Origin of the sequence: Halobellus limi (assembly GCF_004799685.1) — an archaeon.
GTDB classification, from domain to species: Archaea; Halobacteriota; Halobacteria; order Halobacteriales; family Haloferacaceae; genus Haloquadratum; species Haloquadratum limi.
The window spans coordinates 1197656-1216729 of sequence record NZ_CP031311.1; the positions used below are offsets into that span (position 1 = coordinate 1197656).

Sequence of the window (19074 nt, forward strand, 5' to 3'; positions counted from 1 at the left end):
ATCGGTGAGTCCCCGACACGGGGGCTTTTATTCGCCCGCCACGAGCAGCAAGTATGCCCGAGCGGAACGTTCTCGGCGGAGAACTCGCCACGTGTAGCGCCGATCCGAAAACCGGCTTCGAGCGCGACGGGTGTTGTCGAACGCACCCCGACGACCGGGGGCGACACGAACTCTGTGCGGTGATGACCGACGAATTTCTGGCCTTCAGCAGGGAGCGGGGTAACGACCTCGTGACGCCACGGCCCGAGCTCCAGTTCCCGGGGCTGGAGCCGGGCGATCGGTGGTGCGTCTGTCTCGGCCGGTGGCTCGAGGCCCTCGAAGCGACGCGGGCGGAACGCAGACCGGAAACGACCGTCCCGCCCGTCGTTCTCGAGGCGACGAACGCGGCCGTGCTGGACGCCGTAGAACTGGAGACGCTCGAGGCACACGCATACGACGTTTGACACTCTCTGCGAGTCTGACACTCTCTGCGGGCCTCTCTTTGACATACGATTTCCGCGAATCGGCACGAGCGACTGCGGCGTCAACGCTGAGATCACCCGAACACGCCGCTATCGACGGCGAGAGCGTCACTGTGTTTTCCTACGAAATGCTGCGCACTCGGGCCTCCGCGTCTGTGAATGTCTGTCTGATATGACATTCAAGGCATACTTTTCTGATCACGGGCGGAGTCCTGTCGTATGGATGACTCCATAAAACGGTCGTTTGCGGCCGTTATGACGGCAGTATTGCTCCTCTCGGCTGTGGGGATGATCGGACTCGCGGGTGCGCAAGATGGGGGCACTCCGGACCCAGAGCCCACAGCAACAGTCTCGTTCGCTGATCAGCAAACGAACGGAACGACTGTCACCGTGGACGCGGTGAACGTCTCCGCGGGCGGCTTCGTGGCGATCCACGACAGTAGCCTCCTCGACGGGGCCGTAATCGAGAGCGTTATCGGGGTGTCGGGGTACCTCGAACCCGGACTTCACGAGAACGTGACGGTCACGCTGTACGACGTGCCCGGGGCGACGTTCGAACAGTCGGCGCTCACGGAAGACGAAACGCTCGTCGCGATGCCGCACCGGGACACGAACGAGAGCGGAACCTACGACTTCGTCGCGACCAACGGCAGCGAGGACGGTCCCTACCTCGCGAACGCGAGTCCCGTGGTCGACAGCGCGAACGTGACCGTTCCGGAGCAGACCACCGGCGCCTCGTTCACCGTCGCGAACTTGACTGCACCCGAACTCGTCGAGCGCAACGAGTCCGTCGAGGTCTCCGCGACGGTCGCGAACCCCAACGACGTCGCCGACACCCAGGAAGTGACGTTCCGGTTCGACGGCGAGGTGCTGGTCCGTGAGGACGTCGCGCTCGAACCGGGTGAATCGACCGAGTTCGACACCACCGTCGACACGACTGGCGTCGAAACCGGGACGTTCTTCCACGGCGTGTACACCCGGGAGAGTGGCGCTGCCGCACAACTTCGCGTGGTCGACCAGATCCAATCGTTCGGGGTCTCGAACCTGACCGCACCGGCGAATGCGACCGTCGGGGAGTCGGTCTCGGTGACCGCGACCGTGACGAATCCCAACGAGTTCGGGTCTGAGCAGTCCGTCGAGTACCGGTTCGACGGGGCGCTCATCGAAGCCCGAGACGTCGATGTCGGCGGCGAAGGATCGGCTACCGTCGAATTCGAACTCGGCACCGGCTCGCTGGCTTCCGGGACCTACATCCACAGCGTCTTTTCCACCGATTTCGGCGAGAGCGCGCTGATCGTGCTCGAATCCCCTGACGACGGGGACGACGCTGATGACGGTGGCGACGCGGACAATGGAGACGCCGACGACGCGGATGATGGTGACGCCGGCGACGGCGACGGAGATTCCGACGACAGCGACAACGCCGATGACGGAGACGACGCTGACGATGCGGATGACGGAGACGACGCTGATGACAGCGACGATGGAAACGACGCCGACGATGCTGATGACGGAGACGACGCTGACGACGCCGACGACGGGGACAACGCCGACGGTTCAGATGGTGAAGCGGGTACTGACGAGGCGGGTGATCAGAGCGGTCCGGACGGGGAAGCCACGGACGAGGACAGTCAGATGGCGGAGTGACGGAACGAATCGATTCGGGATCCGGCCCCGAGGCTGGTCCGTTCCTCCGACGTGACTCGCAGACCCGCGCTGAAAGTCAGAACAGTCTTCAAAACGGGTCACTCGGACTCCGTCCGCTCTGCCCACTCGATGAGTTTCTCGAAGCCGGCGAAAACGACGAGAAACAGGATCATAAACACACTCCATCGGATCACGTCGAATTCGCCAGTGAAGGCCAACACGTTGAAAATGTAGGATATCGAGGCACCGACCGCACCCGCTATATAGAGCTGTCTTCGCGCGTTCATACGCAAAATACCGGTCGCAGCTACAATAGCTGCCGGGGTGATGGCCGTCTCGAATGCAGGGAAGTCGGACGCCGCTTGTGAGTCCTCGGTAAACGGTAAACCTCTGTGAGATTCCATCGGGTCCCCCGAGGGTGTGATGAAAATGGTCGTTACTCTGGAACGTCCTTCTGCAGCGTCAACTCGGTATGCGCTCGCTCGTCCTCTGCAGGTACGCCTCTGGTGGAAGGAGCATCGGGGGGCCTATCTGGAACTTGGAAAAGTTCCGTAATGTCAGAGACACCCCTGACCCCGACTGCTGGTTCGATTCGCAACTGTATATAGTACCGCTGTCACTCAGTTCCTCCTCACGAGAATCCGCTTCGGCCTAGTGACTACACTCGTTTATTAACCGTCGCGGCCGGAGTCAACGGTCGTTCTCCGGCTGCTTCCGATACTCCTCGACGTCGACGACTTCTCTCCCCCAGTGTCTCGATCGCCTCGTCGGTGAGTCCGTACAGCGTGTAGACGGCCTCGTCGATCAGTTCGTCGTCCAGTTCGTCGGCCCGTTCGATCTTCTCGTCCAGTTCCTCGGCGCGCGCTTTCGCGTCGACGTATCGCTCCAGCCCGTCGGCGACATCGTCGGGATCGGGGAGTCGTTCGTCTATGTAGTGGTCGGAAAAGAGGTTCGAGTTGACGTAGGGGCGGTCAGCAAGCGTCGCCGGACTCATTTCGGATATGCAGACCTCCCGGGACCATTACAGATAGGTGGCGCCAATCGATCCTCGGCCTCTCGGGTGACCTCCGTCTCGAACGCAGAGAAATCACCAAGGGATCTATCACCTAGATTTTTGCAGATCGGCTATCGATTTGGGCTATGTCAGAGATCGTCGAGGCCACCCAGAACTTCGAGCCGGCCACGCCGCGGCTCGTCGCCGAGTTACGGACCCTCGATTTCGAGATCGAGTACATTCGAGACGACGTGGAGATCCGCTACACGGACGAGGAACTCGACGAAGCATACAAACGAATTATGGGGAACCTCGTCGCCAGTGACGAATTCAAATCGGTCATCGGCGAGCGGGATTGCAGGGCTCAAACCCTGTTTTTCGACAACGTCCTGGTCTTCCTCTTCCCGTCCGAACGCTATCGAGCCGTCTTCGCTTCTTTTGATTACGACGAGGGCTTTCCGGTGAACGAGTTCGTCCAACACGTTACGGAGATCGCTTCGACCGAGTAAATCACTCTCGGGGCTCGACCGAGGCGGTTTACCGGTCGTTGATCGCTAATCTCGTAATTCCGGCCGAGTGCCACCGTCGGGAGTGAGTGTGACCGCTCCCGTTTCGTCGACCGTTATCTCGTGATCCGAATATTCGAATCGCACTACACAGGTCATTTCTGAGTCCGCTGACTGTGACTCTATGAGTCGGTTAATCGCATCGGGATCGATCGTCTCGTACAGCGGAGGAAGGGCGGTGGGATCTGTGCCTTCCGCTTCTGCTACAGTGTTCACGATGCGTTCTAAAATATGGTTCATATAGAACATATCGTTATTATACTATAATTAAATTACCGGATAGTTCAGCAGTTAACCGAACAGCCACCCTTACTCGATACGTCATTTGGACTGAGTGGTTCGCTCGATTTCACGTGTATTTCGATCACTCAGCCGAGAGAGCGAGCGGTTCGCCGAGGGCGCTTTTTGATCCACCCTGAGACGCTCCGCATCTCACGAGCCTCGCTTCGCTTCGCTCAGCAAGACAGCTTTTCGTAACGAGGGCGAGACGGCTCTGCGGTCTCGCTTCCCACGGGCGATTCACGGATCGTCCGCGGGGAGTGGTGCGCGAAGCCGCACCCGAGTCAGCGAAAAGTGGCTACGCCGATCGCTCGGAGCGATGAAAGTCCCCGTCGACGACCACCCGCGAGTCGTGGCTGATCGTGACGTAGTGGGTCCCGTAGCGAAACGTGAACCGCCACTCGGTGTCGTTCTCTACCCCGTCCAGCCTGTACAACACTTCGGGGTCTATGTACTCGTGCAGCGGCTCGACCGCCGACGGCTCGACCCCGTCGGCGGCGGCCACCGCCTTGACGACCTCGGTGAGGAGGTCAGTTCGAGTCATTCGTCGCACCTCCGATGACGACACACTCCTCGCGTAATCGTTCCGGGTACTTCTCGTCCGCCTCGATCATCCTGCTCACGACGAATCCCGGCTCCTCGAAGTGCGGGCCGCGTCTGACGCGGAACGGGTCACTCTCCCAGCGGACGTACCCCGCGTCGGCGAGCTTGGGGAGGTGGTGATGTCGAAGTTCTATGCGCGGCTCTTGGGAATCCATCGGTTGCATCGGTGAGTCCGCGGCGTCGGGCAACGAAAGCCACTGGTCTTCGGGTGCCTTCAGTAGCGAAAAGATGATCGTCCGCCGTGGCTGGGACGCCAGCGCTTCGTACAACTGGTCCCATCTCTCAGTGGTCTTTCCACTCCCGGCGGTGTCGGTGGCCATAGTGATGCGTACGGTCTTGAAGAATAAATCGTTATGTCCCGATCACGTCGAATCGATTTTAAATCTATGCGACCCCGGAGTACGCCGGATCATCCCGTGTAGATTCCTCCCTGCGGGTGCCGTCGCCGACGACCGTCGTCCGCCCGCGATTCGGCCAGCGAAGACCACGGGCCGGTCCGTGAGAATCGGACTCACCGCGCTCGCGACATAGCCGGCGGACGTCTCAATTCATCTCCCCCGCAATCGCTGTCGCACTCTCCAGACGGAGGGTGACCGCCGTTCCACTCTCGGCGACCTCCAGATCTGTCTCGCCGTTCACGTCGGATCAATGACTCGTCTACTCGTACTCTGCGTGGCTGCTGGCCCGAAAGGGGCGGTCAGTACTTGTACAGCGAGACGACGAACGGGAGCCGGTCGTACATCCAGACGGCCACCGGAAGTCCGACGATGCTAATCGAGGCGAGCCACGCGATCGACATCCAGACCCCGCTGAACCACCAGCCGACCAGGAGGAAGTACACCCCGCGAACGACGAGTGAGTACTGCTCGCTCGTCGACTCGGTGACGGTCACGTCGCCGGCCTCCGTTCGCGTGATCGTCATCGTGATCTTCTGATCTTTCAGCGAGACGATCTTCGGCACCCTGTTGATCATCTTGATCCCGAGCGGCATCCCGATGATCGTGAGGTTGAGGAACCACGCGACGCTCAGCCAGATCCCGCTCGCCCACCACCCAATCAAAAGGAAGTACGCTGCGCGGACCACGATCGAGGGCGTCGCGTCACGCTGCTCGACGGTGACATCCACGCCGGCGTCGGCCCGATTCTCTGTCGGTGAGTCGCTCATAGGTCCGACTACGCCGGGAATGCGCTTAACACCGCGGACGACCGGACTCCTGTCTCTCGGGGACCGCGTCTGTGTGACTTCCCGTTCAGTACAGCGCCTCGCGGCTCACCTGTCGTTGATCGCCACCTGACCGTCCGCCACCACTACCTCGTAACCCAAGTACCGAAACGAGATACGCGTGCCTTCCGTCTGCGCGACTTGCTCGACCGCTTCGACGTCGATCGTCCGACCGAGCGGCGGAAGATCAGCCACATCGTCGCCTTCTAACCGTGCGATTTTCCGCAAGATCTCGACCGCGAGTGACGTTGACTCGCCGCTACTCCAGGACGCTTCCATAGGCTATTGCTGACATATCCGTTGATAATATTGTGTAAACTTCTGTTGACCTATTCGAAGTTTACGATGCCACAGACTCGAAGTAGTCCCACGATGCGAGTGCCATAGAACCCTCACCGTGGTAGTCGTTTCACGATTCCCCCGGCCGACTCGGCCTGTAGAGCGTCCGTGCTACTTGATCCGGGTATAGAATCCTCCGAATGGGGCATACGGAATAACTCTCTGCGGTCTGTGCTGAGCGGTACATTTATTTGTTTTATTGTTGACTTTTTCAGACATGAGCTACGACAACCTTCTGATCCCCACCGACGGGAGCGAACAGGCCGCCAACGCGGTAGAAGAAGGCATCAAACTCGCAAATGAAGTCGACGCCACCGTCCACATTCTTCACGTAGTGGATGCGTTTGAGGCAAAAATACTCCCGATAACCGGAGAGGAAGAAGCGAAGCGAGAGGAATACGTCGAGTACGGCGAGCAGATCACGACCGAGGCCGCACAGGTAGCAAAAGATGCTGGCCTCGAAGTCGAGACGGCAGTCGTCGTCGGCATCGCTCACAAGGAGATCCAGGCCTACGTCGAGGAGAATGAGATCGATCTCGTTGTGATCGGCTCTCGTGGACTCGGTGGCGTCGAAGAGATGCTGCTTGGCAGTACCGCCGACAAAGTCATTCGGCTCGTAAATAAGCCAGTGACCGTCGTGTATCAACAACCCGCCGAGGAAGTCCGATGGATGCTGCCCTCTGCTGAGGACACGATTCATCGGTAGGCGATCGTTAAACGCTACTGAGCGAATTTATTCACGTGAGTAGATCGTGATAGCCTCGGGAGTGATACGCAATGGGTAGCCCCATACTGTCGTTCGCACTTCCAACTGTGGGTTGTCCCAGTTTAACTGCGCAAGGGCAAATGGGTCAACGAACTCCATCATCGGTACCCCTTGGTCCTCCAAGTCTGCACCGGCTACCTCAAATGCCGTGAGTAAGTCATCTTCAAACGAGGTATCATCCTGTCGTTCGTAAATGACTAGTTCGCTTTCCTCAGAGAATTCAATAGAATCAGACGGTTCGGACGACATTATGAGAAATCTCTATCGTATATTTCTTGACATCCGACCAATGTAATTGTTACGGCATACTGTCGTGAACGCCCGAATCTATTGATCCTCTGGGCTGGGTGATTCGCTACCTTTGATTTCACGTGTATTTCGATCGCTCAGCCGAGAGAACGATCGAGCGGTTCGCCGACGGAGCCGCCGGAGTTCCCGTGAGCGACTGAAAGAAGCGATTAGGAGCACGGAAGAGCGGAGTTCTTCCGGAAGCGGCGGAGTCGGACGCTTTTGATCCACCGTGAGACGCTCCGCATCTCACGGGCCTCGCTTCGCTCAGCAAGACAGCTTTTCGCAACGAGGGCGAGACGGCGCTGCCGTCTCGCTTCCCACGGGCGACCTGTGAGTCGCCCGTGGAGAGTGGCGCGCCGGAGACGCACCCGAGTCAGCAAAAAGTGGGTTCTATGGATCGATATGGTGTACCGCTTCAGGAGAGAGGAGCCGACCGGTCGGTAACGCGACCCAACTGTTTGGAAGAATACGAACCTTCCCTTGGTGGAGAATCTGCTCCTGTTCAAAATCGCCGTACACGGTCGCACCTTCGTACTCGATTATCGAGCCATCCACAACCTCGTCTGCGATTTCATCCCATACTGACGTGGTGGAAATGACCATAGTCGACGAACAGCTTTCACAGTATATTTCGGTTTCCCAACGGCGACCCGCAACTCGCATGTATAGTCATCACTGAATCATTCGTCGGACGTAATACCGCGCCGTCACGCGGTCCACGTCAATCGCGGTTGCTCCTCAGCAGAAGTGCGACCCCTGTAACCGATATCGATATTCCAAGGAGGATCAGACCGAGGTATGCGATCGCTATCGACCCGATATCCTGAATCGCCGAATGGTACTGGTTGGTCGTATGCAAGAACAGTAACAGGGTGGCTACGATACTGATGAGGAGTCCCACTGCGTTCGCCCACAGTCCTACCTTCGCCATACTGTCACCTCGTGTTCTCCAGTCTACGGCGAGAATATGTGACAAGTTTTACGCTTTTGTCTCCTGTCCGCACGCCGCGCGGAACCCCAGCAGTCCTGCGAACGCTACGAAAGGTCGATCGTGACGACGTTCCCGCGCTTTTCGCCCCGATCGAAGTGCAGCGATCCACCGGACTGCCGCACGGCGTGGTAGACGAACCAGAGACCGAATCCCGCGGAGTGGTACGTCGAATCCAGTAGCGAATCCTCCGAGAACGATCGGTACTCCATCTCCGGGATGGGCGGGCCGTCGTCGCTGACTCGGATCACCACTCTCGGATCGGTGTGCTCGACGTCGATTTCGATCTGCGGCTCCCGTCTCTCGTTGTGCTCGATCGCGTTCTCGACTAACTCCCGGAGCGCGAGTTTGAGTGTGTGAACCCCCGAGACGCCCGCCCGCTCGGGGAGGTCGGTCGTGATCGTGGCCGCAGGATACGACTCGCCGCACTCTCGGGCGATAGCTTCGAGGGCCGCCACCACGTCGATGGATTCCGTCGGTTGCGGTGTCGTCAGCTGATCGATGATGAGGTGGTGGTTATCGAAGATGGATAGCAGCCGTTCGGCGGCCGCGTCGATACGCTCGGCCGCAGACTGACCTTGCGCCGAACTGGCGTCGGAGACCAGTTCGACCGATCCCTGAATGATGTTGATCTGATTCCGGAGGTTGTGTTGCAGGAGGTAATCAACCGCGCGGAGGTGTTGCTCGCGGGCCTTCCGCTCGGAGATATCGCGCCCGATTCCGGCCAGTCCGATCACGTCCTCGCCGTCGACGAGTCGTCGCTTGCGGAACTCGAACGGGATCTCCCTCCCCTGTTTGGTGACGACTGTCGCTTCCACGGTGTCAGCGCCCTCAGCGAACGCCGTCGCGATCGACTCGGAGATCCGCTCGGTATGCGACTCCACGAAGAAGTCCTCGATGTCCATCGCTCGAACCTCCTCGGCGTCGTACCCAGAGACGTCGAGCAGCGAGTCGTTCCATCGATCCAGCTCTCCACCGGGTGTGATGACGTAGAAGACGTCCGGAAGGGCATTCAGCGCGTTCTGTACGAACTGCCGCTCCGTTTCGAGTTCCTCGTGAGCACGCTCCAGTTCCGTGACGTCGATGACCACCGCCTGCCCGATGTCTCTGCCCCGGAATCGGCCAGGGGCAGTGGATACCCGAATACTCCGGATCTCACCGTCAGCACGCCGCAACTGCATCGGCGTCGGCCCCGTCGCCGTCTTCGACTTGACGACGTCGACGAGTTCTTGCTCTGCGGTGTACTGATCCTCCGCGACGATAAAGTCGAATATGGATCGACCGATCAGATCCTCCCTGGAATCGAGTCCCAAGAGATCGAGAACTGCGTCGTTTCCCCAGATGATCTCTCCGGATTCGTCAAAGAGGTTGATCGGGGCGGGCGACACGCTGATCAACTGCTGATAGTTTCCCGGCTCCGCGTTCTCTTCGTCGGCCATAGTGTGCGTGGTAACCGTGGTTCTCTCTTGGGGAACAGAGAGTATTGACCCGTCAGATACGGGGGCGTCCTTATTGTTGTAATAGCATCATATAAGTTCTCGTCGGCGGTATCGGGCGGGGTGACGTTCTCACCGCATCTCACGAACGCACTGCTGAACCCGCCTGTAACCGTAGTACGGGAGAACCCTCGAAATCACGGGAGATTTTCCTTTTACAGGCCGAACCCGAATGCACGGCCTCGAAAGCCGACGAGCGGGGCCGGATCTACCTCCCCGAGAAAATCCGGGAGAAGCGCGACTGAAAATACCGCATCGTCGAACTCCCGTCGCACGTCGCGCTGTTCCCCGTCGCCGACGACCCACTCGCCGCGTTCGAAGGTCGCCGAGTTCACCTCGCGTTGAGCCCCGAAGTCCAGCGGCGTCACGCTGACGCACCTCCGAGAATAACGACTAATCCAACTGGTACCCGATGAAATTGGAGAAATAGGCTATGGGACCGCTGAGAGTCGAACTCAGGTCCTACCGACCCCATCGGCAGAGGATACCACTACCCCACGGTCCCGTCGTGCATTCGAGACGATGCGAGTTGGACCGTTAAGTCCTTCGTTTCCTCGCGCGGCGAGAGACACAGTCGCACGGACGGGCGATCCGCGATCCGGAGGACGGTCGCTGCCCCTCAGACGAGGACGCGTTCGAGCGAGACCACTTCGCCGGTCGACGCCGTCGGATCGCCCACCAACCGGCCGAGACAGACGGCGGCACCGTCGGGGGTGAAGCAGGCGAGGAGCGTCTCCTTCTCTGCCGTCTCGACGGCGTCCCCGACGTCGACGACCCCGGGCGCGTACACCGGCGCGCCCTCGGCGATCTGTTCGGCCGCGGAGAACGCGACGGTGAGTCGCGGGAGGTGCCGAAGTGCTCGCTCGGCGGGCGCGACCACCTCGCGGAGCGGCCCCTCGTCGCCCTCATCGGCGAAGACGAGCCCGTCCGTCAGGTCCGCGGTCGAGACCAGAGCCGTGTCGTCGAACGGGTCCGTCGCGGTCCGGCGGAGATCGCCCATATGCGCGCCGGTCCCCGCCGCGAGTCCGAGGTCGTGACAGAGCTTTCGGACGTACGTCCCGCTCTCACAGCGGATGCGAATCAGGGCCTGCCGCTCGCGAACCTCCAGGAGATCGAGTTCGTGGATCTCGCGGGTTCGGAGGCGGCGCGCGACGGCGCTCTTCCGGGGCGGTTTCTGGTAGATCTCGCCTTCGAACTCCGCGAGTACGGCGTCGAGGTCTGCGGGCGCGGGGCCGTGCAGTTCCAGGACCGCGACGTACTCCTTCGTGCCTTCGAGGAACACCTGCGCGAGCCGGGTCGCGTCGCCGAGCAGGATCGGCAGACAGCCGGTCACCTTCGGATCGAGCGTCCCCGCGTGGGCGGCGCGGCCGACGCCCGCTCGGTCGCGGGCCCACGCCGACACCTGGTGGGCCGAGGGCCCCGGCGGCTTGTCGAGGTTGACGACGCCGAACGACAGCAGGTCGTCGACCGACCGTTCCTCGGGCGGGTCGCGGAGCGTCGGCACTCTCAGGCACCCCCGAGTACCACCGGCGTCGGCGGGGCCGTCCGCCTCGGCGAGGGTCCGGTCATCGTTAGAAGTCGTAGCTGACGCCTTCGACGGGGTACTTACCCTCGTCGGCGGTCGGATCGTACGCGCGGACCGCCGCGGTCAGGATGTCCGGGACGTCCGCCTCGCTCCAGCGAGCCGTGTTCAACGCGACGTCGTAGATCGAGAGGTCAGCGATGTCGATGTTGTAGTACTCCCGATAGCGGAGCGCTTCGCTCTCCTCGCGGGCGCGGGTCTCTTCGAGCGCGGTCTCGGCGGATTTGTCCTCCCGCTCTGCGATCCGCGCGGCCCGGACCTCGATCGGGGCGTCCAGCCAGAGACGGAGGTCGGCGGCGTCGCCCGCGAGCCACCCGGCGAGTCGGGACTCCAAGAGGACGTCGTCGCGTTCGAGAGCGACCGACCGGAGCCGTCGGTCCAGGTCCCGGTCGATCTGATCGTCCTCCTCGGCGAGCCTGTTGAACTCGACGGCCGACATTCCGCGCTCGTCGGCGAGTTCGCGGAAGATGTCGCCGCCGCTGACGTGTTCGAGATCGAACGCGTCCGCGAGCGCACTCACAGTAGTACTCTTGCCGGCCCCCGGCGGGCCAGAGACGGTCAACAACATACTCTCCCTGCGGGAAGGCGAGTAAAAGAGGTTGTCTTTGCGCGCCGCCGGCGAGAGCGGTCTCCCGATCGGCTCGTCGGGACCGAGAGCGGTTCGCGATCAGCTCGTCGTCGGCGAGATGTCGATGTTCAGGCTCTTGCGGATGATCTGGGTGAAGCCCATCGAGCAGAGGAAGTACCAGACGATCCACGCCTGGATCGGGCCGATGACCGAGTCGGTCCACCCGACCTCCCCGCGCAGCGGGAGCACCAGCGGGTCGAGCGGGACGTGCGCGCTCGCGTTCTGCCCGACGCCGATCGCCCAGTACATCCACAGGAACACCGGGATGGTGAGGAACATGATCCACACCATCGGGCGGAACTGCTCTTTGAACATCCCGAGCTGGTCGCCCATCGCGTCCATCTGCTCCTCCTGGATCGCGTCGAGGGCGTCGTCGTCGCCGGCCTCCTTGGCCTCCTTGCGGCGCTCTTGGATGTCCTTCATCCGCTCCTGGTAGGCGGACATCTTGTCCATGTTCATCAGATTCGCCTGCAGCAGCGTCGAGTACAGCCCCGTCGCGAGCGCGAGGATCATCACGACGGCGTAGAAGGGAAGCATCTCTCCGAGCGGCCCGAGCACGACGTCCATCACGGTCCCGATGAGGTCCCGGAGCGGCTTCCACGAGTAGCCGACGAAGAGGCCGACGGTGACCAGCGCCGCGCCCTTGTCGTACTTCGACCACGAGGACTCGTCGTCGTCGGGTATCTCGGTGACGCTCCCCGACGATGTCGACGTGTCCTCGCCGGACGCGGGTTCGAGTCCGGCTCGCGTCGCCTCGGCGTCGGCAACGCGGAACCCTTCCTCGCCCTCGACGAGCACTTCCTTCTCGATGAGGCGACCCCACTGGCCCGACGTGATGTCGCCTTTGACGTCGAGCCATTTGACTTCGGTCTCGCCGTCGTCGGTCCGCTCGAGGACCGTCTCGACGGCCTCGCGCATCCCGTCGTCGGATGCGAGGGTGCGCACCTTCGATTCGATTCGTGGCATCTACCCCCAGATAACCCCCCATCGGTTATGAACCTTTTACTCTTCGCGCGTCAGCGCGTGCTACGCGGAACAGGGGCGAAAAACTGATTCGGCCCTTTCTTTTCTTTTCCTTTACAGAACGGTCCCCGAGCCCCAGCGACTGCTTACTGGTCGACGACGTCCGCGATGGCTTCGAAGACCTCGTCCGGCGTGCCCTCGCCGTCGACCTCGACGAGGACGCCCTCCCCGCGGTAGTGTTCGACGACCGGCGCGGTGTTCTCCTCGTAGACGCGGAGCCGTTCGCGGACGGTCTCCTCGGTGTCGTCGTCGCGCTGGACCAGTTCAGCGCCGCACTCGTCGCAGACGCCCGACTCCTCCGGCGGTTCGAACTCGACGTGGTAGCTCGCGCCGCAGTCGGGACAGACGCGACGCCCCGTCAGTCGGTCGACGAGTTCGTCGGTGTCGACCGAGAGGTAGACGACGGCGTCGAGGTCGGTCATCGACGAGAGCTCCTCGGCCTGTTCGAGGTTTCGCGGGTAGCCGTCGAGGACGTAACCGTCGGCGCTGGAGAGCGCCTCCTCGACGATGGCGTTGACGACCTCGTCGGGGACGAGTTCGCCGGCGTCCATGTACGCGCCCGGCGTGTCGTACTCGGTGTCCATCTCGCTGATGTCCATCTCCTTGTTGGCGCGGAGCGCGTCGCCGGTCGTCACGTGTTCGAGGTCGAACTCCTCGGCGAGGCGCTTCGACTGCGTTCCCTTCCCGGCACCCGGCGGGCCCAGAAGCAGGATGTGCTTGCCCATATCGCACCAGTCTGCGTCCGCCCGTATAACGTTGAAGAAATGTGTCCGTGTGCGCCGGGATCACTGCCAACCGCCCGGCCGCTCGCGTTCGTCCCGTAATCGGCGACTTTTCACACCTGCGGTGGAAGGTAGAGACGATGACCAGATTCGACGCCGCGGACCCGCGCGAGCGACAGAAGTTGTTCGCAGAGGCCATCGCCGCCCACCGGACGCGAGCGAGCGCGTTCCTGACGCTCGAAGCCGAACACGACCCCGATATCGACGGCGACGACTCGCCCGCCCCGTGGGTGCAGTTCGCCGAGAGCACGTTCAACCTCGACGTCGACGACGACGAACTGGACCGGTTGAACGAGGTCGTCGACGACTTTCCCGCCTTCCGGATCGACCAGTTGGAGTCCCCCGAGGAGGCCGAGGCGACGAACGTCCGGATCACGGCGCGCTCGGACGCCAATCGGCTGGCGGCGTTCGCCGATCGCGTGTTTCGAGACGTGTACGGCCGCGACGACGACTACCGGGTCTGGGTGGCGGCCGTCTGACTTGAGCGCGGGGAGAGTATCGTGGCCGACCGGTGGTCCACAGACCCCCCGCCGGCCGCGGTCTTCGATTCGGCTGAGGCCGAATCGACGGATTGCGACGATACTCTCGATGAGAGGACAGGACGTGAATTCGACCGGTGCGTGGTGACGAAACGATACCGTAATACTATCTATCGTGTCGAGGTGACAACGAGATGCGCGTTTCGCGGGCGCGAGTGAGAACCACTTTACCCGATGCCGTCATAGAAGCCCTGTATGACTGTCCGGAAAAACGACCCGTCGCGATCGAATCTGCTCCCGTCTCGGGGACGGCTGGGATCTCAGCCGGCGGCAACGGCGGCGACGAGGCGCGACAGGACGGACGGACCGCGTCGGCGGCGTCGGAGCACTGCCGTCAGTACTCCACACAGATGAACGAGGTCGAACCACTGTTCGCCCGGCCGCTCCTCCCGGTCGCGAACGAGGAGGACGCCGATCGAACGGCGAGGCTGGCGTTTCCGCACGTCGCCGCCGCGGGCGGTCGCGCGATAGTCACCCACGTGATCGAGAAGGCCGGCGGCGCGCCCGACAAGGCGCCGCTCGAACAGCGCGAGGAGATGGCCGAGTCGATCTTCGAGCGAGTGCGCTCGTCGGCCGAGGACGCCGGCGTCGACGTCGAGACTGAACTGCACTACGGCACCGACGTCGCCGACACGATCCTCGACGCCGCGGATGCGGTCGACGCGACGGCCATCGTTTTCACCCCGCGCGGCGGCAAGGCCTGGTGGGATATTTTCAGCGGCGACACCCGCGATGCGCTCACCACCGAGAGCGAGATTCCGGTCGTGGTGTTCCCGACACGCGAGCGCGCTGCTTCGTCGGACGTCGACGACGACTCGGACGCCTCAGACGACGTAACCGAATCCACGGGCGGTGACGGCGCGTGAGCGGAGAGTGCTCCTCCCCCCTCACGTCTAGCCCACACGGAGGTGACTGCGCGTGAGCGGAGAGGAGGAACTCGCGAAGGACCTCGGTCCCCTCGCGGCGCTCACGATCGGCGTCGGCACGATGATCGGGGCCGGGATCTTCGTCCTCCCCGGCGAGGCCATCCTCCGATCCGGATCGTTCGCCTCCATCGCGTTCGTTCTCGGCGGCGTCATCGCGATGTTCACGGCGCTGTCGGCCAGCGAACTCGGGACGGCGATGCCGCGGTCCGGCGGGGCGTACTACTACGTCAATCACGCGCTCGGGCCGCTGCTCGGGTCGGTCGCCGGCTGGGCGAACTGGCTCGGTCTCGCGTTCGCCAGCGCGTTCTACATGGTCGGTTTCGGCCGCTACATCTCGCGGATTTTCGGCATCAGCGGCACGGTGGGGATCGGTCCGATCGGACTCGACATGGTGACCATCGCCGCGCTCGTCGGCGGGGCGTTCTTCGTCTTCGTCAACTACGTCGGCGCGAAGGAGACCGGTCGGCTCCAGAACGTCATCGTCCTCCTCCTGATCGCCATCCTGGCCGCGTTCACGCTGCTCGGAACGCTTCAGGCGGACCTGTCGAACCTCCCCGAACCCAGCACGGTCGGCGAGACCCTCGGCACGACCGGGTTCATCTTCGTCTCCTACCTCGGGTTCGTCCAGATCACGAGCGTCGCAGAAGAGATCAAGGACCCGGGGAAGAACCTCCCGCGAGCGGTCATCGGGAGCGTCGTCCTCGTCACGGTCATCTACGCGCTGGTTCTGGTCGTGATGAGCGCGGCCGTCCCGCAGGGATTCATCGCCGACCTCGTCACGGACGTCGCGCCCGGCGAGACCCAACCGATCGCCGTCGTCGAGGTCGGCCGCCAGGTTCAGGGCGCCCTGATGGGCGGCGCGCTGCTGTTCGGTGGGCTCCTCGCGACCGCCTCCAGCGCGAACGCCTCGATCCTCGCGTCCTCGCGGATCAACTTCGCGATGGGCCGGGACAAGATCGTCACGCCGTCGCTCAACGAGATCCACCCCCGGTTCGGGACGCCGTACCGGTCGATCGCCATCACGGGCGGACTCATTCTGCTGTTCATCCTGGTGGGCGACATCGCGTTGCTTTCGGGAGCCGCCTCCGGGCTTCACCTCATCATCTACGGGCTCCTGAACATCGCGCTCATCGCGATGCGGTACATCGCTCCGGAGGACTACCAGCCGGACTTCACGGTGCCGCTCTTCCCCCTGTTGCCGATCCTGGGGACCGTGTTGTCGTTCGCGCTGTTGGCGTACGTCGAGTCGAGCGCTCGGCTGCTGTCGTTCGGCATCGCCGCCGCGGCCATCGTCTGGTATCTCCTCTACGCTCGCAGCAGGACCACGAAACAGGGGATTCTCGGGAAGTACATCCTCCACCGCTCCGAGCAGATGCCCGACGCCGCCGTCTCGGCTGCCACCTCCGTCCAGCCGGACGGCGGGGACTACCGCGTGATGGTCCCGCTCGCGAACCCCGAGCACGAGACCGATCTCATCACGCTCGCCAGCGCCGTCGCCAAGCAGCGGAACGGGACCCTCGTCGCGGTGCACATCGAGAAGGTGCCGGATCAGACGGCGCTCGAATCGGCCCGCGAGAAACTGGACCTCTCGGCGTCCCACGACCTCCTCGAACAGGCCCGCGGCGACGCCGAGACGTTCGACGTGCCGATCGAGACGCACACCGTGCTCTCACACCAGAGCTTCGAGGGCATCTTCGACGCCGCGAAGACGTACGACGCCGACCTGACGGTGATGGGCTGGGGTCCCGACTCCCACGGCTCGCCGGGGCGCGCCGAGAGCGCGATCGACGAACTCGCCGCGTCGCTGCCGTGTGACTTCCTCGTCCTGAAGGACCGCGGCTTCGACCCCTCGGAGATCCTGCTGCCGACCGCCGGCGGTCCGGATTCGGAACTCTCGGCGGCCATCGCGAGTGCACTCCAGGGCGAATACGACGCCGAGGTGTCGCTGCTTCACGTCACCGACGACGAGGCGGCGGGCCGGGAGTTCCTCGAAGCGTGGGCGGCCGAGAACGGCCTTCCGGACGCGAACCTGATCGTCGAGTCCGGCGACGTCGAGGAAGCGATCGAACGGCACGCCGCCGACGCGTCGATGCTCGTCATCGGCGCGACGGAACGCGGCCTCCTCTCGCGGCTCGCCCGCGGGACGCTCGTCTTGGACGTCCTCAACGAGGTCGAGTGCTCGGTGCTGCTCGCAGAAAAGAAGCGGAAGCGGACGCTGTGGGAGCGGCTGTTCGGCAGTCGTTGACTCTAAACTAAAAAAGCCGACCCCTCAAGCTTCGTTCGCGTCGACGAACTGCTCTGCGCCCTCGTAGAACCAGTAGTCGTTCTCGCGCATCGCGCGACCGACCGCCTTGTGGAACGCGACGAAGTCCTCGAACTCGTCGGGTTCGACGTGCTCGAAGATCTCCTCGACGGAGACGACGCGCTCGTAGTCCAGTCGAACGGGGTGGTCGCCGTACTCCTCGACGAACTCGTCGCGGTCGAGCGGGAAGTCCTCCTCCTCGTCGACCTTCTTGGCGATCACCGCGTGGCCGTACTTGCGTCTGCCCTCGGAGCCCTCCTCGCCGTCGGGGTCGTGTGGCCAGTCCATACCCGCGTGTTGGGGAGCCACGGCAAAGCCGTTACGCATCTCTCGGCGGCGACGCTCCACAGTTTGGATCCCACCTGTTCCGACGATCGCGCTCGCTGTCGCTCGCGCATTCGATACGGTGGGACTGGGATTTGAACCGGAGCCAGACGTGCTCGCTCGTTCCTCGCTGCGCGCGACTGGCAGGGCTCAAATCCCACTCGTTCCCGAGATGTTCGGTCACGTGTACGCCGCAGACGGGGCTGCGGCGCGAGTGATCCTCACAAAATGCGGTGGGACTGGGATTTGAACTCACTCGCAAATCACAGATTTGCTCGCTGCTCAAATCCCAGTGTGTCCGAAATAGTCACTCACGTGTCGCGAGCACATAGGGTGCTCGCGGGGGTTCGTGACAATATGCGGTGGGACTGGGATTTGAACCCAGGAATCCGTGAGGATACCTGCTTTCAAGGCAGGCGCAATAGGCCGCTCTGCCATCCCACCGCGCCCGGTACTTTCCGACCCGGCGTCTAAGACTTGTCGGTCGCTTCCGACCCGACTACCGGATCACTCCCGGACGAGACGCAGATCGGCGTCCCCATCCGCGTCGCTGCCGACGACCGTCAGCCCGTGATCGACGACGAACTCCGCCGTCCGCTCGGGGACGACCCGACCGGCCTGCCAGCGGGCGCGGATCGTCGACACGAGCGTCGCAAGGTCCGAACCCGTCCGGACCGTCGGTTGCATCTCCAGGAATCCGACGTCGCGGTCGGCGTCGTTCGCGCAGTCCACGAGCGTCTCCGCCTCGGGAGCGGCGAACGCGCCCGCGAAGTCGATCGTCGTCTTGAACCCCGCGTAGTAGACCCGGCCGTCCGTCGAGGGACCGAGCACCACGTCGTGCGTGCGGAGCTTCATCGCCGCGGAATCGATCGTCGACCGGAGCACGAACGGCGCGTCGCCGCGGAGCACCGCGGCCGACTGCACGCCCTCCTCGCCGAGCAGGTGGCTCACCGTGTTGCCGGCACGCGCGGAGAACGTCGAGCCGACCTGGACCTCGAAGCGCGCCGCCGTGGGATCGTCGAGGGCGTCCGCGGCGATCGATTTGAGCGCGTCCTCGGCGGACTCCTCGGGGTCGACCGCGGACTCCGGGAGGAGGTCGTCCGGTCGGTAGTTCACGAGCAGGTCGCCCCCGGAGCGCTCGACGGCGCGGAGGGTGTCCCGGAGCATCGCCTCCGAGAGCTCCGCGGCCTCCGACTGGGAAAGCGGGCTCGCCTCCGCGAGTCGCGGTAACGCGAGTCCCGGGCGCGGCGGGTCGGCCAAGACGGCGACGACGGTCATACCTCCCCTCGGCCGCCGTCGCTCTTGAACCCGACGTT

The 19074-nt window shown here is 62.9% G+C and carries 23 protein-coding genes, 2 tRNA genes and 1 pseudogene; 7 read left to right on the forward strand and 19 right to left on the reverse strand.

The window, feature by feature from the left end; translation table 11 throughout:
* The first annotated feature begins 53 nt into the window (after positions 1-53).
* Together DV707_RS06025 and DV707_RS06030 are read left to right on the forward strand one after the other, a co-directional pair.
* On the forward strand, positions 54-443 hold the full coding sequence (locus tag DV707_RS06025) for a DUF2237 family protein (RefSeq protein ID WP_103990138.1): 390 nt from the start codon (positions 54-56) through the stop codon (positions 441-443).
* A gap of 237 nt (positions 444-680) precedes the next feature.
* Positions 681-2108, forward strand: coding sequence for a DUF7282 domain-containing protein (locus DV707_RS06030; RefSeq protein WP_136361804.1), 1428 nt, complete (start codon positions 681-683; stop codon positions 2106-2108).
* 98 nt (positions 2109-2206) lie between these two features.
* Here the strand turns inward: DV707_RS06030 and DV707_RS18935 are convergent, their stop codons facing one another.
* On the reverse strand, positions 2207-2512 hold the full coding sequence (locus DV707_RS18935; protein WP_235010708.1) for a hypothetical protein: 306 nt from the start codon (positions 2510-2512) through the stop codon (positions 2207-2209).
* 338 nt (positions 2513-2850) lie between these two features.
* Positions 2851-3027 (reverse strand): annotated as a pseudogene (locus DV707_RS19385) (restriction endonuclease); the annotation flags it as partial.
* Between the two features lie 221 nt (positions 3028-3248).
* Between DV707_RS19385 and DV707_RS06045 the strand changes: the two are divergent.
* On the forward strand, positions 3249-3611 hold the full coding sequence (locus DV707_RS06045; RefSeq protein WP_103990136.1) for a hypothetical protein: 363 nt from the start codon (positions 3249-3251) through the stop codon (positions 3609-3611).
* Positions 3612-3656: 45 nt separating this feature from the next.
* On the opposite strand, the gene DV707_RS19305 is transcribed toward DV707_RS06045, so the two are convergent.
* The 5 genes from DV707_RS19305 to DV707_RS06070 all read right to left on the reverse strand — a co-directional run bounded on the left by DV707_RS19305 (position 3657) and on the right by DV707_RS06070 (position 6051).
* The gene (locus DV707_RS19305; protein ID WP_103990135.1) at positions 3657-3917 is read right to left on the reverse strand and encodes a HalOD1 output domain-containing protein; all 261 of its coding nucleotides are present in this window, start codon (positions 3915-3917) and stop codon (positions 3657-3659) included.
* A 328-nt stretch (positions 3918-4245) separates the two neighbouring features.
* A complete protein-coding gene (locus DV707_RS06055) occupies positions 4246-4491 on the reverse strand; it encodes a HalOD1 output domain-containing protein (protein ID WP_103990134.1) in 246 nt (81 codons plus the stop codon).
* A complete protein-coding gene (locus DV707_RS06060; RefSeq protein ID WP_103990133.1) occupies positions 4478-4870 on the reverse strand; it encodes a hypothetical protein in 393 nt (130 codons plus the stop codon). The genes DV707_RS06055 and DV707_RS06060 overlap by 14 nt, the downstream gene beginning before the upstream one ends.
* A 377-nt stretch (positions 4871-5247) precedes the next feature.
* Positions 5248-5715 (reverse strand): YccF domain-containing protein, encoded by a 468-nt coding sequence (locus DV707_RS06065; RefSeq protein ID WP_235010707.1) that lies wholly within the window; start codon positions 5713-5715, stop codon positions 5248-5250.
* Positions 5716-5820: 105 nt separating this feature from the next.
* Complete coding sequence (locus tag DV707_RS06070) at positions 5821-6051, reverse strand: HalOD1 output domain-containing protein (protein ID WP_103990132.1); 231 nt, start codon at positions 6049-6051, stop codon at positions 5821-5823.
* 277 nt (positions 6052-6328) lie between these two features.
* Here DV707_RS06070 and DV707_RS06075 point away from each other — a divergent pair, with 277 nt between their 5' ends.
* Positions 6329-6817 carry a universal stress protein gene (locus tag DV707_RS06075; protein WP_103990131.1) on the forward strand — a complete coding sequence of 163 codons (489 nt, stop codon included), beginning with the start codon at positions 6329-6331 and terminating at the stop codon, positions 6815-6817.
* A gap of 741 nt (positions 6818-7558) precedes the next feature.
* On the opposite strand, the gene DV707_RS06080 is transcribed toward DV707_RS06075, so the two are convergent.
* The 9 genes from DV707_RS06080 to DV707_RS06115 all read right to left on the reverse strand — a co-directional run bounded on the left by DV707_RS06080 (position 7559) and on the right by DV707_RS06115 (position 13610).
* Positions 7559-7771, reverse strand: a complete 213-nt coding sequence (locus DV707_RS06080) for a hypothetical protein (RefSeq protein ID WP_103990129.1) — start codon at positions 7769-7771, stop codon at positions 7559-7561.
* A gap of 118 nt (positions 7772-7889) precedes the next feature.
* Positions 7890-8099: a hypothetical protein gene (locus DV707_RS06085; protein ID WP_103990128.1), complete on the reverse strand. Its 210-nt coding sequence runs from the start codon at positions 8097-8099 to the stop codon at positions 7890-7892.
* 104 nt (positions 8100-8203) lie between these two features.
* Positions 8204-9595 (reverse strand): PAS domain-containing sensor histidine kinase, encoded by a 1392-nt coding sequence (locus DV707_RS06090; protein WP_103990127.1) that lies wholly within the window; start codon positions 9593-9595, stop codon positions 8204-8206.
* A 212-nt stretch (positions 9596-9807) separates the two neighbouring features.
* Positions 9808-10020 carry a hypothetical protein gene (locus tag DV707_RS18580; RefSeq protein ID WP_103990126.1) on the reverse strand — a complete coding sequence of 71 codons (213 nt, stop codon included), beginning with the start codon at positions 10018-10020 and terminating at the stop codon, positions 9808-9810.
* 66 nt (positions 10021-10086) lie between these two features.
* Positions 10087-10157: transfer RNA gene (locus tag DV707_RS06095), tRNA-Pro, on the reverse strand.
* Positions 10158-10271: 114 nt separating this feature from the next.
* Positions 10272-11162: an RNA-guided pseudouridylation complex pseudouridine synthase subunit Cbf5 gene (locus DV707_RS06100; RefSeq protein ID WP_394337398.1), complete on the reverse strand. Its 891-nt coding sequence runs from the start codon at positions 11160-11162 to the stop codon at positions 10272-10274.
* Positions 11163-11223: 61 nt separating this feature from the next.
* Positions 11224-11802: a (d)CMP kinase gene (gene cmk / locus DV707_RS06105; protein WP_103990124.1), complete on the reverse strand. Its 579-nt coding sequence runs from the start codon at positions 11800-11802 to the stop codon at positions 11224-11226.
* Positions 11803-11901: 99 nt separating this feature from the next.
* Positions 11902-12828 carry a DUF106 domain-containing protein gene (locus DV707_RS06110; protein ID WP_103990123.1) on the reverse strand — a complete coding sequence of 309 codons (927 nt, stop codon included), beginning with the start codon at positions 12826-12828 and terminating at the stop codon, positions 11902-11904.
* A gap of 143 nt (positions 12829-12971) precedes the next feature.
* The gene (locus DV707_RS06115; protein WP_103990122.1) at positions 12972-13610 is read right to left on the reverse strand and encodes an adenylate kinase; all 639 of its coding nucleotides are present in this window, start codon (positions 13608-13610) and stop codon (positions 12972-12974) included.
* Positions 13611-13747: 137 nt separating this feature from the next.
* Between DV707_RS06115 and DV707_RS06120 the strand changes: the two genes are divergently transcribed.
* The 3 genes from DV707_RS06120 to DV707_RS06130 all read left to right on the forward strand — a co-directional run bounded on the left by DV707_RS06120 (position 13748) and on the right by DV707_RS06130 (position 17377).
* Complete coding sequence (locus DV707_RS06120; protein ID WP_103990121.1) at positions 13748-14146, forward strand: hypothetical protein; 399 nt, start codon at positions 13748-13750, stop codon at positions 14144-14146.
* Between the two features lie 410 nt (positions 14147-14556).
* The gene (locus tag DV707_RS06125; RefSeq protein ID WP_103991204.1) at positions 14557-15072 is read left to right on the forward strand and encodes a universal stress protein; all 516 of its coding nucleotides are present in this window, start codon (positions 14557-14559) and stop codon (positions 15070-15072) included.
* A 52-nt stretch (positions 15073-15124) separates the two neighbouring features.
* On the forward strand, positions 15125-17377 hold the full coding sequence (locus tag DV707_RS06130) for an amino acid permease (RefSeq protein ID WP_200820835.1): 2253 nt from the start codon (positions 15125-15127) through the stop codon (positions 17375-17377).
* 24 nt (positions 17378-17401) lie between these two features.
* Here the strand turns inward: DV707_RS06130 and DV707_RS06135 are convergent, their stop codons facing one another.
* From DV707_RS06135 to DV707_RS06145, 3 genes are all read right to left on the reverse strand, one after another.
* On the reverse strand, positions 17402-17722 hold the full coding sequence (locus DV707_RS06135) for a DUF5785 family protein (RefSeq protein ID WP_103990120.1): 321 nt from the start codon (positions 17720-17722) through the stop codon (positions 17402-17404).
* A 396-nt stretch (positions 17723-18118) separates the two neighbouring features.
* Positions 18119-18202, reverse strand: a tRNA-Ser gene (locus DV707_RS06140).
* A 63-nt stretch (positions 18203-18265) separates the two neighbouring features.
* Positions 18266-19036 carry a TIGR04282 family arsenosugar biosynthesis glycosyltransferase gene (locus DV707_RS06145; protein WP_103990119.1) on the reverse strand — a complete coding sequence of 257 codons (771 nt, stop codon included), beginning with the start codon at positions 19034-19036 and terminating at the stop codon, positions 18266-18268.
* Positions 19037-19074 lie beyond the last annotated feature (38 nt).